The 16,476-nt window shown below is 68.9% G+C and carries 9 protein-coding genes; 7 read left to right on the top strand and 2 right to left on the bottom strand.

All coding sequences use genetic code 11. The annotated features are described in order from the left end of the window. Positions 1–50 precede the first annotated feature (50 nt). Positions 51–5,657, bottom strand: a complete 5,607-nt coding sequence (locus tag KF833_16385; protein ID MBX3746889.1) for a tandem-95 repeat protein — start codon at positions 5,655–5,657, stop codon at positions 51–53. A gap of 150 nt (positions 5,658–5,807) precedes the next feature. Between KF833_16385 and KF833_16380 the strand changes: the two genes are divergently transcribed. The 7 genes from KF833_16380 (at position 5,808) to lepB (ending at position 14,628) form a co-directional block, all read left to right on the top strand. Further along, a complete protein-coding gene (locus tag KF833_16380; GenBank protein MBX3746888.1) occupies positions 5,808–6,800 on the top strand; it encodes a LysR family transcriptional regulator in 993 nt (330 codons plus the stop codon). Between the two features lie 64 nt (positions 6,801–6,864). After that, positions 6,865–7,686, top strand: coding sequence for a methyltransferase domain-containing protein (locus KF833_16375; GenBank protein MBX3746887.1), 822 nt, complete (start codon positions 6,865–6,867; stop codon positions 7,684–7,686). A gap of 220 nt (positions 7,687–7,906) precedes the next feature. After that, on the top strand, positions 7,907–9,613 hold the full coding sequence (locus KF833_16370) for an MCP four helix bundle domain-containing protein (GenBank protein ID MBX3746886.1): 1,707 nt from the start codon (positions 7,907–7,909) through the stop codon (positions 9,611–9,613). Between the two features lie 155 nt (positions 9,614–9,768). Continuing rightward, positions 9,769–10,851 (top strand): hypothetical protein, encoded by a 1,083-nt coding sequence (locus tag KF833_16365; protein MBX3746885.1) that lies wholly within the window; start codon positions 9,769–9,771, stop codon positions 10,849–10,851. Positions 10,852–11,230: 379 nt separating this feature from the next. Next, entirely contained in the window at positions 11,231–13,135 is a 1,905-nt protein-coding gene (locus tag KF833_16360; GenBank protein MBX3746884.1) for a metallophosphoesterase, read from the top strand. A gap of 96 nt (positions 13,136–13,231) precedes the next feature. Beyond that, a complete protein-coding gene (locus KF833_16355; GenBank protein ID MBX3746883.1) occupies positions 13,232–14,023 on the top strand; it encodes a hypothetical protein in 792 nt (263 codons plus the stop codon). A gap of 53 nt (positions 14,024–14,076) precedes the next feature. Next, positions 14,077–14,628 (top strand): signal peptidase I, encoded by a 552-nt coding sequence (gene lepB / locus KF833_16350; GenBank protein ID MBX3746882.1) that lies wholly within the window; start codon positions 14,077–14,079, stop codon positions 14,626–14,628. Here the strand turns inward: lepB and malQ are convergent. Next, positions 14,531–16,474: a 4-alpha-glucanotransferase gene (malQ, locus tag KF833_16345; protein MBX3746881.1), complete on the bottom strand. Its 1,944-nt coding sequence runs from the start codon at positions 16,472–16,474 to the stop codon at positions 14,531–14,533. The two genes, lepB and malQ, sit on opposite strands and share 98 nt — an antisense overlap. Positions 16,475–16,476 lie beyond the last annotated feature (2 nt).

Raw genomic sequence — 16,476 nt, 5'->3', positions numbered from 1 at the left:
CTCTCGAAAATGCCTGATTTCTTCGCCTTTCCCGCCTCCCCGACCCGGTTTTACGGCCCAAAACCCGCCCCTTCCACCCCCACCCGGTAGAATCGCATCGCCTCCCCGGCACCTTCTCCATCCCGCCAACGCAGACTTCCTTCCGATACCGGAAGGACAACCCGCACCGTCCACCGTTCCAGATCCTCCGAAGTCTCAATCCGGACCAGTGCCCCCGGGGACGCCTCGATCCGCAGTTCCAACTCCCCGTCCTCCAGGGCTGCCCCCCCCAGTCTCACCCAGGCCGGCCGGGGCGCCTCGACCACCATCGTGACTCGTGCCTCCGCACTCAGCGCGTACCCGTCCCACACCCGGTACGTGAAGCTGTCGCTCCCTTCATAACCCGCCTGCGGTCCGTAAGTGAAGTCGATGCCCGATCCATACAGCCGCCCGAACCTCGGCCCCTTCAGAATGGCCGCCTCCAGCGGATGCCCGTCCGCGTCCGTCGCCGCCAACCGGAAGCTCACCGCCTCGTCCCTCCGTACCCGGACGGTCTGATTCGTCACCACCGGAAGGGTGTTCGGATCCCGCACCAGCAGATGAACGGTCGCCACCTCGCTCGTCTGTTCCCAGTCGCTCGCCGTGAATTGCAGGCGGTCCACTCCCCGGAATCCCGTCAGCGGCGCGTACTCGATCGCCGGCGGCGTGCCCTCGATCCGGCCATACGTCGGGAATTCCACCACCTCGAACCGCAACGGATTGTTCTCCGCGTCCGTCGCCTTCAACTGGATGGACGTCGTCCGGTTGCGACCCACCGTCAACACCTCCGACACCGCACGCGGTGGGGTGTTCTCGTCCGTCACCCGGATCGTCACCACCGCCTCCGCGCTCTCATCCATGCCGTCGCTGGCCCGGTACCCGAACCGGTCCGTCCCGACATACCCCGGCAACGGCGTGTAGGTCACGTTGGTCCCTTCCCACCGCGTCTCGCCATGCGCCGGCGCCAGCGTCATCCGCACCGTGAACGGATCCCCGTCCACATCCCACACCGCCAGCCCCACCCGGATCGGCTGGTCCACCGCCGTGACGGTGTCCACCGGCTCCACATCCGGCGGATTGTTGGCGTCCACGACCACCAGCGTCACCGTGACCGGCCCGACACTCTCGATCCCATCCGAAACCCGGTAGGTAAAGCGGTCGGTCCCCACAAAACCGCGCCCGGGTTCGTAGTGGGCCAGGGTCGGATATGCCAGCAGGATGCCATGCTCGGGACCCTCGAGGATGGTGAACGTCAGCGGGTCCCCGTCCACATCCTCCGCGTCGTAGAACACATCCACCGACCGGTTGCGGTTCACCGTCACCACCTGGTCCCGCGCCACCGGTGCGTCGTTGACCGGCTGCACCAGGATCGCCACCTCCCCGGTTGCCGTCGCCCCGTGCGGGTCCCCGACGACATAAAAGAACCTCTGCTGTCCGTGGTAGTTCGTGGGTGGCACATAGAGGAATCGCGTGTCCCCAAGAGCGGTCAGGGTTCCCGCCTCAGGCGTGCCGATCGAGACCAGAATCAACGGGTCCCCATCGGGGTCGCTGTCGTTCTCCAGCGGATCGAACTCCACCCGGGTGTCCTCATCGAGCACCAGACGCACCGGCTCGGGCCGCGGTGGATCGTTCACATTGATCACCAGCACTTCCACCTCCCCCGTCGCCCAGCCTCCCTCCCCGTCCGTCACCGTGTACTCGAAGGTGTCCACCCCGAAGAAATCCACCGCCGGCGTGTACCGTACCCGCCCGTCCGCCAGCACCTCGGCCACCCCGTTCCCGGGCCGGCTCACGCCGGTCACCCTCAGCGGCAGCCCGGAGGGCGAGACATCGTTCGCCGCCGGATCCAGAGTCAGGGGCTCCTCCTCCCAGGTCGCCGCGCTGTCCGGGAAGGCCACCGGAGGCCGGAACCCGGCCACCACCGCATATCCCGCGGCAACCTGCACTTCCGCCCCCGCCGGGTCCCGCACCGCCAGCACCACGGTCCCACGGCCCTCCCACCCGTCACGCGGCGGATCGACCCGCAACACCCGTCCCGTCTCCACCGTCACCCTCAGGCCCCCGTCATCGACCACCCGCCATTCCAGGGCACTGACCGGGTGATCCGGATCGCGCACATACCGGTCCAGCGGAATGGCCCGGAACGTACCGCCCAAATCGATGGTCTGATGCGGCAGCGGTTGCGCCACCGGAGCCTGGTTCGGGGGCGGCGGACGATGGAACCGGCCCGTGCGGGCGGGGCCGCCATGCGCCGCCGGCCAGGGCAGCGTGTCCGACGTCACCGCCGCCGGCAGTTCCCACGCATACAGGCTCGATCGCATCTTGGCCCGTGCCACCGGCGGCGTGGCCGAGTACTCGCGGTCCTGCACGCTCGCCGCCACCACATCCAGCCGCCCGTTCCCATCCAGATCGGCCAGCACCGCCGCGGGATACCGGTGCCAGGTCGCCCCCGCCGCCGTCTCCATCACCAGTCCCGCCGCCGGCCGGCCGGGTTGCAGATCGATGGGCGACCCGTCCGCCCGCCATGCCCGCACCCCGCCAGACCGTGTGGTGTCCCCGTTGATCACCACCTGCAGCCAGAATCCCGGCGTCGCCAGCACCACATCCGGCACCCCGTCCCCATCAATGTCCCCCACCACCGCCCCCGACCTCACCGCCCCCTGCGATTCGTTCCGCACCGGCCATCCCAGCAATTCGAACCCGTCGTCCCGCAGCACGTGAAGACTTCCCGAATCCCAGCTCGGCACCACGATCTCCAGCCGCCCGTCGTCGCTCAGATCCGCCAGGGCGGCGCTGACATGGAACGATTGCCCGGTAAGCACCGGCCAGCCCGGCCGTCTCCGACCTTCGCGGTCGAAGACGTAGAGCCCGCCCGGCTGGCCCCGCGCCCGCGCCACGCCTCCAAGGATCACCTCCTCCCGGCCATCGCCGTCCAGATCCCCAACCACCGGAGACGCCACCAGCCAGGCGTCGGTGTGCGCCGTCCAGAGCGGCTCCCCAGCCCGCCCCAGCTTGAAGGCACTGACCGACTGGCACCCGTCCACCACCACGATCTCAAGGGCCGTATCGTCGTCGAGGTTCGCCACCGCCGGTCGCAGCTCCGGGACGTTGATCTCGTGCTCGGCGCACCCGGCCACGCTCCAGCGCTCCAGCACCCGTCCCCCGGCATCCAGCACCACCAGCGTCCGCCGCGGATCGCTCACCAGATCCGGCGGCGGACTCGCCAGCGCCACCAGTTCCAGCCGGCCGTCGCCCGTCACGTCGGCCAGCAACTTCCCGAAATGCGTCCCCCCGGGCGCCACCGGCCAATCTCCACCCAGCGGTTCCCCGTCCGACCGGAACCCTTGGATCCACCCACCGTCTCCCGTGTCCACGAAGATCTCCATCAACCCGTCCCCCTCGAGGTCCCCAATCACCGGCACGTCGTACTCCGGAGCGCCACCCGGCAGATCCCGCGCCCAGCGCACCGTCCCGTCCGCCCCGATCGCCATCAGCCGGGGCGGCCGCCCACCCGGCTCGCCATGGTCCACCAGCACCACCTCCTGCCGCCCGTCCCCATTCAGATCCGCCACCGCAAACTCCCGCCAGTGTCCCACCGGAAACTCATCCTCGAATGGCAACAGCCGCGGCCAGCCCTCCCGCATCGCCCCCGACCAATGCACCGCCCGGGCCTGCGACTCGCCCACCCATCGCCCCTCCCGCATCGCCGTCAGTCGAAAGGTCACAAACGCATCCGCCGGGACCACCCGGCTGTCCCACCGGGCCAGCACCCCGTCCACCCGCGGACCCAGGCCCGCCCCCTGCAATGCCACCCCGTCCGTCCTCCACTCCGCCGGCTGATGCCCCAACCCCCACGCCACCTCGAAGACCCGTCCGTCCCCGGCGACACTCCCCCGGATCTCCACCCACTCGCCCCATCGCAACACATCGTTGTTCCGCGGCGACGCCATCCGCACATTCCGGATCGTCACCCCTTTCCGCTCCCGCGCCACCTGTCCTGCATGATTCTCCACCTCCAGGCGCACCGTGTACTCGCCGTCGTCGAAATCGCTGGTGTCGAAATCCTCCATCAACACCCCGACCGCCGCCGGCTGCGTTCCCCGGCGCAGCAACGTCCACTCCAAAGGCCGCCGACCCGCCCCGATCTCCAGCCGGTACTCCGCGAATCGATGCCCCCCCGCCACCCCCCGCACCGCCAGCCGCCCGGACCACTCGGCCGGCATGTCGATCCCCGCCTCGGGCAATGCCTCCCGTACCCCCACCACCCGCGCCGCATTGAGCCGCCCCGCCCCCGTGTACCGGTCCAACGGCAACTCGTCCGCCGTGCTTCGCAGAATCGTCCGCACCTGCCCGGGGGTCAGATCGGGTGCCACCGACAACAACAGCGCCACCGCCCCGCTCACATGCGGCGCCGCCATCGAAGTCCCGCTCAGCGTGCTCCACGCCGCGTTCGGCACCGTCGCATGGATCGCCTCACCCGGCGCCACCAGATCCACGAAATCCCCATGGTTCGAGAAATTCGCCGATTCGTCCCGGTCGGTGGTCGCCCCCACCGCCACCGCCTCCGGCACCGCCGCCGGAAAAAACCGCGTCTCGTTCCCGTTGTTCCCCGCCGCCGCCACAAACACCACCCCCCGCGCCACAGCCCCCTCCACCATCTCGTCCAGCGCCCGCGACCGGACCGTCGTCCCCCAGCTCGCATTGATGATGTTCGCCCCCATCGACACCGCATACGCGATGGCCTCGATGGTGTGATCCAATGTCCCCGACCCGGTCTCGTCGAAGGCCTTCAGTCCCATCAACCGGACCGACCACGCCACGCCCGCCACGCCGTTCTCGTCGTCCCCCACCGCCCCCAGAATCCCCGCCACATGCGTCCCGTGCAGGTTGTCATCCATCGGGTCGCCATCCCGGCTCACAAAATCGTACCCGTGCACATCATCGACATATCCGTTCCCGTCGTCGTCCAGACCGTTCCCCGCCACCTCCCGGGCATTCCTCCACAGGTTCGGCGCCAGATCCGGATGGAACCGGTCGATCCCCGTATCAATGATGGCCACCACCACGTTCGAAGACCCCGTCGTCACTTCCCACGCGGCCCGCGCCCCAATGTCCGCCCCGGGAACCCCGCCCGTTTGCCCCGTGTTCTCCAGGGCCCACTGCCGCGCAAACTCGAAATCGCTCGGCGTCACCCCCCCGGGCTCCACCGCGGTCCGCAGTCGCCAGTTCGGCTCCGCCCACGCCACCGAGGGATGCTCCGACAACGCCCGCACCGCTTCCCCCAGCTCCGTCCCCGCCGGCAGTCGCACCACCGCCAGCTCCTCCGCCAACCTCCCCTCCCTCCCCCCCAGGACCGCCACCTGGCCCCCCCGGCGCGGCACCACCCAACGCACTTGCCCCCCCAATCCCGCCGGAATGGCCCGACCTGCCCGGCCCGCCTCCGGGCGCAACCGCACCACCACCTCGTCCGGCACCGCCCATCCCCAGGCCTCCTCTCCTCCTTCCACCCCGGCCGCCGGCACCGCCACATACACCGTGCTCCGCACCGCGCCCAGACTGTCGCCATCCGCCCCGCGCCACACCAGGAGCCCCATCCCCAGGACCAACACCGCCCGCCACCAGGCAGTCGTCCAGCCCATCGATCGGTTTTCCACCCGTTGAGGCACGGCCGACTATGGCACGTCGCCAGGACCTTTGCACCCATCCCCGGATCGGGACCCTCGCACCGCGATTCGCGTGATCCCATAAGAAAAACTTGACGATGGCCAAGCCATCACAATCATGAGCTTATGCAAATCGAGACGCTCAAGGTCTTCTGCGACCTTTCGGAAACCGAGAGCTTCACCAAGGCCGCGCAGATCAACGACATCACCCAGTCCGCGGTGAGCCAGCAGATCCGCTCCCTCGAAAACCAGTTCCGTTCCACCCTGATCGAACGTTCCAAGAAGAAGTTCCGCCTCACCCGCGAAGGCCAGATCCTTTACGAGCACAGCAAGCAGATCATCCAGACCTACGACACCCTCCGCGCCCAGCTCCAGGAACTGCGCGATGTCGTCTCCGGCACCCTCCGCGTCGCCACCATCTACAGCATCGGCCTCTACGATCTGCCCCCCTTCCTCAAGCGCTTCCTCAGAACCCACCGCACCGTCAATGTCCACGTCGAGTACCACCGCTCCAATCGCGTGTACGAGGACGTCCTCAGCAACGTCTGCGACATCGGCCTCGTCGCCTACCCGGTGAAGGAAAGCCGCCTCGATATCGTGCCCCTCTGGAAGGACAAGCTGGTCCTCGTCTGCTCCCCCCGTCATCCCCTCGCCGCCCGCGGTTCCATGCCCCTCTCCGCCCTCCGCGGCGAACGCTTCATCAGCTTCGAACCCGACATCCCCACCCGCCGCGCCATCGACAAGGCCTTCCGCGCCGAAGGCGTCGAGGTCCAGCATGTGATGGAGGTGGACAACATCGAAACCGTGAAACGCGCCGTGGAAATCGAACTCGGCGTCTCCATCATCCCCCAGTCCACCGTGGCCCAGGAGGTCCGCAACGGAACGCTCGCCGAGGTCGAGTTATCCGGCGGGGACTGCGCCCGCCCCGTCGCCGCCATCGTCAAGAAGAGCAAGGTCCTCTCCCCCGCCATGAAACAGTTCCTCGCCATCCTGCGCGAACCCAAGCCGGGCCCCGACAGCCTCCCCGAACGCAGTGAACCCTCCCCAGCCCCTTCCAAATCCTCGTCCGGCTCCCGGTCCGGCTCGTCCAAACGCGCGGTGGCAACCGTGACCGCCTGACCCCGCCCCGGCCCGCCACCCACTGCCCGCCGACCCGCGGCGCCCCATTCCCAAGGCCGGTTCCATGCGTCGCCTCGTCCCCCAGGACGCCTGGCCGGAAAGCTGGCGACGCAGCCACGACTACGACCGCCTCGAAATCCACGGCGAACGCCCCCGGTGCGGCTATGCCCGCGCCTATGCCGAACGCCGCCGCCACACGCTCGAACTGGTCGCCCGCGCCGCCCCGCCCCCAGCCACCCTCCTCGATGTCGCCGCCGCCCAGGGCAACTTCACCCTCGCCCTCGCCGAACTCGGCTACCAGGTGACCTGGAACGATCTCCGCGGGGAACTCGCCGGCTTCGTCCGCCTCAAACAAACCGCCGGCACGGTCCGCTTCGCCCCGGGCAACGCCTTCGAACTGGGCCTTCGCGACGCCTTCGACATCGTCCTCATCACCGAGGTCATCGAACACGTGGCCCATCCCGATGCCTTCCTCCGCCACGCCGCCGCCCTCGTCCGGCCCGGCGGCCATCTCGTCATGACCACCCCCAACGGTCGCTACTTCCGCAACCGCCTCCCCCGCTTCTCCAATCATCCCAATCCCGCCACCTTCGAAGACCGGCAGTTCCAACCCGACGCCGACGGCCACATCTTCCTCCTCCACCCGGACGAAATCCCGCCCCTCGCCGCCGCCGCCGGACTCGACCTCCTCGAACTTCGCCTCTTCGGCTGCCCCCTGACCCACGGCGCACTGGGCACCGAACCCTGCCTCCGGTTCCTCCCCAACTCCGCCATCCAGACCGTCGAACGTCTCGTCACCCACCTCCCGCTCCTCCTCCGTCAGCGCCTCTGTCTCTCCCTCGCCGCCCTCCTGCAAAGGCCGGGCCCGGGCAGGGATTCTGTCTGAACCCTGAACACGTCGAAACCCTGGAGGCTCCGCGTCAACGACCCTCCTCCAGAGTCGGGCGCAGAGCCCCCTCCAGTCCTCCCAATGACTCGCACGCTGCGCCCCGTTCAATCTTTGCCAAGCTGATCCGATAGACTCCTTGGATGCTCGATCGACCATCGTCCCTCCGCACCAGGGTGCGCCTTATCCCGGGATCCTGATCGGTCGCCCTCCCACATCTATGAACCATTGGACCATCGGTCGCCGCATCATCGCCGGATTCGTCACGTTACTCCTCCTGCTCTGTACCTTGGGCATCGTCTCGACCCTCCTGGCCCGAAGGGTCACCGATGGAGTCCGACACCTCGCCGACGACAGCATCCCGGGCCTTCGCCTCACCGGTCATCTCGTCGCCGAAACCCTCCGCTACCGCGTCATCAACCTCCGTCACGTCGCCAGTACCGACCCCGCGGAAATGGCCGCCATCGATCAGGAGGCCATCGCCCAGGCCGCCACCATCCTGGCCGGAATCAAGGAGTACAGCGACGTCATCGGGAACGATCCCGAGGAACGCGCCCTCTTCGATCGCATCGAACCGCTCTTTCTCGCCTACCAGACCCTGGTCCGCCAGGTCCGGGCCGCCAGCACCGAAGGCCGCACCGCCGAGGCCACCGCGCTCTTCCAGGGCGATGCCGCCCGCGCCTACGCCAGCTATGAACGAGCCGTCCTGGACTGCCGCGAGTACAACACCCGGGCCGGCGACGCCGCCGCCAACTCCGCTGTCGCCAGCCTCGCCACGACCGTCCGCGTCAACCTGATCGTCATGACCCTTGCCGTCGCGGTCGGCTCCTTCCTCGGCTTCTTCATCGTCCGCGGTGTGACCCGCGCCCTCATGGCACTGGCCCGGACCCTCGGCGACGGTTCCAACCAGGTCGCCGCCGCCGCCGGCCAGGTCGCCGCCGCCAGCCAGTCCCTCGCCGAAGGCGCCAGCGAACAGGCCGCCTCCCTCGAGGAAACCGGCTCGTCCCTCGAGGAAATGTCCAGCATGACCAAGCGGAACGCCGACAATTCCGCCCAGGTCTCCACCCTCAGCCGCGAAGCCCGCGACGCCGCCGACCATGGCGCCGCCGACATGGAAGCCATGACCGCCGCCATGGACGCCATCAAGCAGTCCAGCGACGACATCGCCAAGATCATCAAGACCATCGACGAAATCGCCTTCCAGACGAACATCCTGGCCCTCAACGCCGCCGTCGAGGCCGCCCGCGCCGGGGAAGCCGGCATGGGCTTCGCCGTCGTCGCCGATGAAGTCCGCAGCCTCGCCCAGCGCAGCGCCCAGGCCGCCAAGGAAACCAGCGCCAAGATCGAAGGCGCCATCTCCCGCGCCGCCCAGGGCGTCCAGATCAGTTCCAAGGTCTCCGTCGGGCTGCAGCAGATCCTTCAGAAGGTCCGTCAGGTCGATGAACTCGCCTCCGAGGTCGCCGCCGCCTCCAAGGAACAATCCCAGGGCATCGCCCAGGTCAACCTCGCCGTCAGCCAGATGGACAAGGTCACCCAAAGCAATGCCGCCAGCGCCGAGGAAAGCGCCAGTGCCGGCGAGGAACTCAACGCCCAGGCCGATGCCCTCAAGGAGGCCGTCCAGGACCTGCTCCACCTCGTCGGGGCCAGCCTGCAAACCCCGGGAACCTCCCGTACCCGTCCCCAACCCACCTCCAGAACCGGGTCCCACACGGCAGCCGCATCTCACCGGTCCATCCCCGCCGCCCGCACCGCTCCAGCCCCCGTCGCAAACGACGGACCGGCCCCGGCCAACGCCGGCAACGGACACCGCACCCAACCTGCCCCGAAGCCGGCGCCGGTCACCCGCACCATCACCTCCGCCTCCACCCTGGACACCCAACGCAAACGCGCCGAACTCCCGCTCGACGGCGATTTCCGCGACTTCTAACCCCACGGGCGTCGCGTCTGCCCCCCCTCGCCGGCGCGACGCCCTTTCTCCTTTCCCCCTTTCCCGACACCGACGCAAACTTCGTGCATATGCACGAAGTTTTCGTCGCTTTCGGGGGTTGCATTTTTGATGCCCGACCCCCGGGGTAGTCAGGCGTGAAGCCAACGTCGGTTCCCCCTCGCACCCGCGTCCCCATCGCCGTCGCCCTGGTCGCCTTCTGTTTCGCCCCAGGCGCTCTCCCTGCCGCACGCTCCGCCCCCGCTCCAACCCCGGCCTGGCCCGCATCCGGAATCGCCGCGAACTACCCCGGCGACGTGGGCATTCACCGCGATCCGCGGGTGCTGTTTGTCGAGGACTTCGAGTCCCCGACGATCGACGCCCTCGCCGCCCGCTGGGAAACCGTGGGGTCGCCCGAAGCCATATCCTTCAGCGGACTGCGTCCTCCCGGCAGCACCGGCCGGCAGTCGCTGGAAATGGACCGGCGGGACGGTCCCGGCCCCCAACTCTTCCGGCGCCTGGCCAACGCCTCGGGCGGCTGGGGACACGATCGTGTCTTTGCCCGCTACTACGTGCGCTTCGATCCCGACTGCGGCGAGATCCACCACTTCGGAACCTGCCTGGGCGGTAATCATCCCTCCACCCCCTGGCCCCAGGTCCGTGCCGGCCATCGCCCTGATGGCGCCCGCTCCTTCTGGTCCGGCATCGAGCCGTTCGGCAGCCGGTGGACGTGGGACTTCTACACCTACTGGTCCGAAATGCGCGGCAGCCCGCCGCGAGGTCAGACCTGGGGCAACAGCTTCATTCACGACCCGGAACTTCGTGTGGCCCGCGGGCCCTGGATCTGCATCGAACAGATGATCCAGCTCAACGACGTCGGTCAGCGCAACGGCGAACAGGCCCTTTGGATCGATGGCCGCCTCGTCGCCCACCTCGGACCCGGCTTCCCCACGGGACGATGGACCTTCGACAAGTTCCAACCCGGCCGCGGCGGACAGGGAACCCGATGGAACGACGCCTCCGCCCGTCGCGAGACCTTCGAGGTTCCCGACGGCGGCGCCCCCTTCGAAGGCTACCAGTGGCGCACCGATCCCGAATTGCGCATCAACTTCCTCTGGCTCTACGTGTACACCCAGCAACCCGCCGGTCACCGCATCCGGGTCTGGTTCGATGACGTGGTCGTGGCCACGGACTACATCGGCCCCCTGCAACCGCTCCCCATCGAGAACCCACCGCAGTGACCCGCCCCGCCAGCGCCGTTGGGTGTACACGCTTCAGCGTGCCCCCACGTCCCCGCCCCGCCATGACGGTTGGGTGTACACGCTTTAGCGTGAGCCTCCCAATCCACCCCACCACGCTAAACCGCTCTACGCCCACCCAAGGCCGCCCAAACCCGGTCCCATCCTTCCATCCCATCCCCCTCTTGCCGCGCGGTGCACCCGACAACCGGCACGATCCGCACTCCATCTCGGTAGGGCCGTCGTATTCGGCGTCTCCTTCCAATCCATTCCACGCCCTGAACAAACCCCGTTCGGTCCATGGGATCGGACCCGACCCGCGTCTCCCGTTTGTTACCCGGTTCCGCTCGCCAGCCCCGACGGCAAGCGTTTACCAAGGCGCATGCCAACGGCGCATGTTCGTCCCCAGGTTCCCGCAGGCCGTCCACCATTCCCACGGCGCGCCCGCTCCCGTTCCCTCCCCTGCCTGGTTGTCCTCGCCACCCTCCTGACCCTCCCGCTCGCCGCCCACGAGGGGCACGAGCATTTCCCCATCGGTTCCTGGTTCTTCTGGCCCGACTACACGCTGGACGCCCGCGCTGCGAACTACCCGGGCCCGCGGGAACCCGAACCGCAGACACCCTTCGACTGGCTCGACACCGACACCCCGCCGCTCCGGCTGTTCGGTGAATTGCCAACCGACCGGCGCGCCCGCCTGATCGACGCCGACCGGATCCCCACCCACACCTTCTCCCTCGAACTCTGGCTGGTGGATCACGTCAACCAACCCGTCAGCGCGCTGGTCACCGCCCGCGGACGGCGCCCCGAGGATCCCCCCGCCTGGGCCGTGACCTACCGCCGCGGCGCCGTCCGCTTCCTCCTCCGCAGCGGCGCCATGGACGAACCGGTGGTCCTCGACGCCCCCCGGGCCCCGACGTTCAAGAAGTACTGGCGCCATATCATCGCCTCCTACGACGGCGACCGCGTGCGCCTCTACCTCAATGGTGAACTCGCCCTGGAAGAGGTCGCCGGCGGCACCCTCTCCATGCCCCGCGAACCGGAGTTCGAGATCGCCGCCTACCTCGCCCGCGAACCCTACATGACCCTCCCCAACCTGGTCCGCGAAGTCCGCCTCTACGACGACGACATCGGTCCGACCCAGGCCCGCGAACGCTTCGAAGCGCTCTCCCGCCTGGTCGAGGAGGGACGCATCTTCGCCGACCTGTTCCACTTCAACGCCGGTCCCGCCCTCACCTTCATGTCCCGCACCAACGCCCACCTGACCTGGGAAACCGACCGGCCCGCCCGCGCCGTGGTCCGCTATGGCACCCGCCTGCCCGGGGACCAGACCCTGACCCTTCCGGAAGCACGCTCCATCCAGCACGCGGTCCTCACCGGCCTCGATCCCGAAACACCCTACTTCTACCAGGTGACCGCCATCGACGAAGGCGGCGAGGAGATCGATTCCGGACCGCTCACCTTCAAGACCGCGGTCGAGGAAGGATCCCCGTTCGGTTTCGCCATCATCGGCGACACCGAGGCCCGACCCCACGTCAACGACCGGATCGCCAAGGCCATCTGGGGCGAACGCCCGGACTTCATCCTGAACGTCGGCGACCTCACCGACGGCGGACAGGAACACCACAAGTTCGAGTGGAACCTCGAGTACTTCCTCGGCATGAACCAGGTGCTCGGTCGCATCCCCCTCTTCCCCGTCCCCGGCAACGGCGAATCGGACCTCCACTGGTACCGCCGCTATCATGGCATGCCGCAACCCGCCGACCGCTACACCTTCCGGTACGGCAACGCCGAGTTCTTCATGCTCGACAGCAACCGGCCCATGGGTCCGGGCAGCGAACAGTACGCCTGGCTCGAAACCCGCCTCCGCGCCTCCACCGCCCGCTGGAAGTTCGCCTGCCATCACCACCCCGTGTACACCTCCGACGAGGACGATTACGGCAATACCTGGCGCGGCCCTTCCGCGCTCGGCGATGCCAACCCCCGCGGCGCGGTCGCCCTCTACGAACGCTACGGCGTGGACATCGTCTTCTACGGCCACATCCACGCCTACGAACGCACCTGGCCCATGCTCGAAGGGCAGGTGCAGACCCAGCGCGGCGTCCGCTACATCCAGACCGGCGGCGCCGGCGGCAATCTCGAGGACTTCACCCCCAACCGGAATGCCTTCTCCAACAAACTCTTCCGCGGTCATCACTACTGCCTGATCCGCCTTCACCAGGATCACCTGTCGTTCCAGATGTTCGATACCGACGGCCGCCTCCGCGACGCCTTCGAACTCCGGAAGTAGCCGCATCCGGCGGCCGCGGATTCCGCCCCTCCCCTCCCGCCGTTCACCACAAATCCCCTAAGGTCGGCGGCCAACCTGCCGTACTCCTTGGTTGAGATGAGTGGGCGCCCGGCTCGGACCAACGGACTCCACGGCCATGCGTTGGCGCGCGGCCATCGACATCCGTGCATTCCGCACCGCATTCCCCTCCGCCTCGGTGCCGCCCATCCCCTCGGTCGGACCGTTTCCGCGCCCGTCATAGCCGAACCCCCTCCGCCCCGTCGCCCCTGGACCGCCCTTCTACGCGTCGCCGCAGTGGCCGCCCTCCTCGCCGCCGGATACGTGGCCCGCGATGTGCAGCAGAACTGGCGCCCTCGCTTTCTCACCCAGGTGGCGCCCCTCGAGAATTTCCTCTGGTGGAATTCGTTCTCCGAGGTGCAACAGACCAAGGCGCTCCTCCACGCCCTCTGCCTCCAGTCCATCGCCGAATCCCGGGCCGCCATCTTTCGTGTCCAGCACGGTGCCGACCCCCTCTTCGTCTCCCGCCAGTCCGCCATCGACCGCGCCCGCGCCGACGCCATCCAACGCCTGCACCGCCTGATCCCCCAATTCGAGGGCACCGACCAGGCGATCATCCTCCGCGCCGAACTCCTCCGACTCCTGCACCTCACCCACGCCGGCTCCGACTGGCTCGATACCTACCTCGACATCGCCTTCCTCGCCCCCACCCACGACGTCCTCGACGAACTGGCCCATCGCGCCTCGGAATACGCCCGCACGCTGGGCCGCGAATCCGAACTTCACGACGCCATCCAACACCGCAACCGCATCCCCCCACGCTTCCGCCACCGCCATACCTTCCAGGACGCCGGGGATCTCCCTCAACCCGTCGATCCGGGCCCGCCATGAACGCTACCGTCCCTGGCGCCCCATCCCTGCACGCTCTCCCACCCCCCCGCCGGATGAACGCCCGGCCGGGGCACCCCCGGGTTCCCTCGACCTCCCGCCCGTTGCGCCGCTGGATCCTGGCCGGCTGCGCCGCCATCGCGCTCCTGCTCACCGCCCAGACCCGCTTCGGATGCGTGCTCGTCGTGGGCGACAGCATGCTGCCCTCGCTCCGCAACGGGGATCTCCTCCTCGTCCGCAAGCATGCCTACCAGGATCACGCCCCGAGCCGCGGCGATGTGGTGGTGGCCCGGTTCCGCAGGGAACTCGTCATCAAGCGCATCGTCGGCCTGCCGGGAGAACAGATCGAAGTCGCCCACGGCACGGTCTGCGTCAACGGCACCGCCCTGCCCGAACCCTGGCCGGTGCTCCACGGTCCCCTCGATGTCCTGCCCGGTCATCTCGCCGCCAACCGTTACGCCATCCTCGGCGACAACCGGTCCGGCTCGGAGTTCATCCTCTTCTACGCCGTCATGCCTCCCGAGCGCCTCGCCGGTCAGGCGATCCTCGCCCTCCGCTGGCGCTGGTCCGAGTGGAACGTCTGGAATCCCCGCCGGACGGATTCCTGACCCCGCCCCGCATCGTCTCCGCCACCGCCCGAACCAGCGGATGGCGCTCCAACGCCTCCAGGGGCCGCGGCAGGGCCAGTCGCCAGTTCGGCCTCTCATGCACCGTCCCCGGCAGGTTCGGCCGTTCCTCCACACCCAACGCATCGTCCAGCGTGGCGGTCAGCAGCCGGCACGGCGCCCCCCGCAGCAATCGGTGAGCCGCCACAACCGCCTCCCCCGCCCCGGCCCCATCCCCCAGCCCCGCCCATCGGGCCACCCTGCGCCGGATCGACCGCATCCCCGCGCCGTTCGGTCGCAGTCCCAAGGCTTCCTGCTCCTTCAGGTCGGAGCCCGTCCAGAGCCCTGCCACCGTGAACAGGTCGTGCGTGGTGATCGCCGCCATCGCTTCCTCCGGATACGTCTCCGGCCGCCCCCGCTCGAACCACAGCAGCCGGTACGAAAGCACGTTCGCCCGCCGCAACCGCGGTCGCACCCCGCGCTCCACCATCCCCAGATCCTCCCCCACCACCACCGCGCCCGCCCTCCGGCTCTCGATCGCCAGCACCGCCAGCATCTCGTCCGCCGCGTACCGCACATAACCGCCGTCCGCCGGCGACGCCCCCCCGGGAATCCAGTACAGCCGGAACAACCCCATCACATGGTCCACCCGCAATCCCCCCGCCTGCCGCAGCATCGCCCGCAAGGTCTGACGCCACGGCCCGTATCCCGCCCGCCGCAGCCGGTGCGGGATGTACGGCGGCAGCCCCCAGTTCTGTCCCTGGGTGTTGTATTCGTCCGGCGGCACCCCCACCGCGACGTCCAGCGCCAGGACGTCCTGCCACAGCCAGGCATCGAAGCCGTCCCGCCCCACCCCGATGGGCACATCCAGCATCAACGGCAGGGCCGTCGCCGCCCGACCCAGTTGCTCATCGAGCAGCCACTGCAACCACTGATGAAACGCCACCCGCGGGGCCTCCTCGTCCGCAAACCTCGAAACCGCCGCGGAATCCGGTCGCCGGCAGGCCTCGGGCCATCGCGACCAGCCGCCTCCCCACCGCTCGGACAGCGCGTTGAAGACGGCAAACCGGCGCAGCACCAACCCCTGCTCCCGGCAATACCGGTCGTACCGCGGGTCACCGCGAAACCGTCTCCACAGCCGTTCGAGCGCCCGCATCTTCAACCCGTACACCGCATCCCGGTCGATCCGCCGCCGCTCGTTCAACGCCCGGCCCGCCGTCACCAGCCCTTCAAGAAACCGCCCCTCCTCCTCCGCCCCCGGCACGTCCTCGATCCGCAGATAAAGCGGGTTCAGAAACATCCGGCTGCTCGGCGAATACGGGCTGTCCTCCTGCGGCCGCCCCGGCAGCGGCGCACCCAGAGGGTTGAGCAGCGTGAACCCGGCCCCCATTCCCCGCGCCATGTCCCCCAACCGCCGCAGATCCCCGAAGTCCCCGTGCCCCCAACTGCGCCGTGACCGTGCCGCATACAACTGCGCCGCCCAACCCCACGCCGTCCCCGGCGGCGCCTCGTCACACCCCCCACCCACGGCCAGCCACCAGCCGGCATGCGCCCCGTCCACGTCGAGGCATTCGTGCATCCCTTCCGGAACGTCCACCCGCTCTCCACGGCGCAACTCCACTTCCCCCCCGTCTTCCCACCGCAGCCAGCCCGATCCACCCGTCACCCGACGCATCCCGGGGCGCATCCTCCGCACGCCGCCAGGTTCCGGACTCCGCGGGCCGTCGCCCCCCATCGCCGCCCGCAGGCGCGTCCGCGTTCCCCGACCCACCGGGTGCCACGCGCCGTGAACGTCGCGGTACCCATGCTGGATGCCCCAGGCGTCGGTGGCGCTGTCGCGATCCTTCATGG

The sequence above is a fragment of the Verrucomicrobiia bacterium genome (assembly GCA_019634625.1).
Classification (GTDB): Bacteria; Verrucomicrobiota; Verrucomicrobiia; order Limisphaerales; family CAIMTB01; genus CAIMTB01.
Note: the sequence above shows the minus strand (reverse complement) of the source record. Positions and strands in the feature narration are given on the sequence as shown.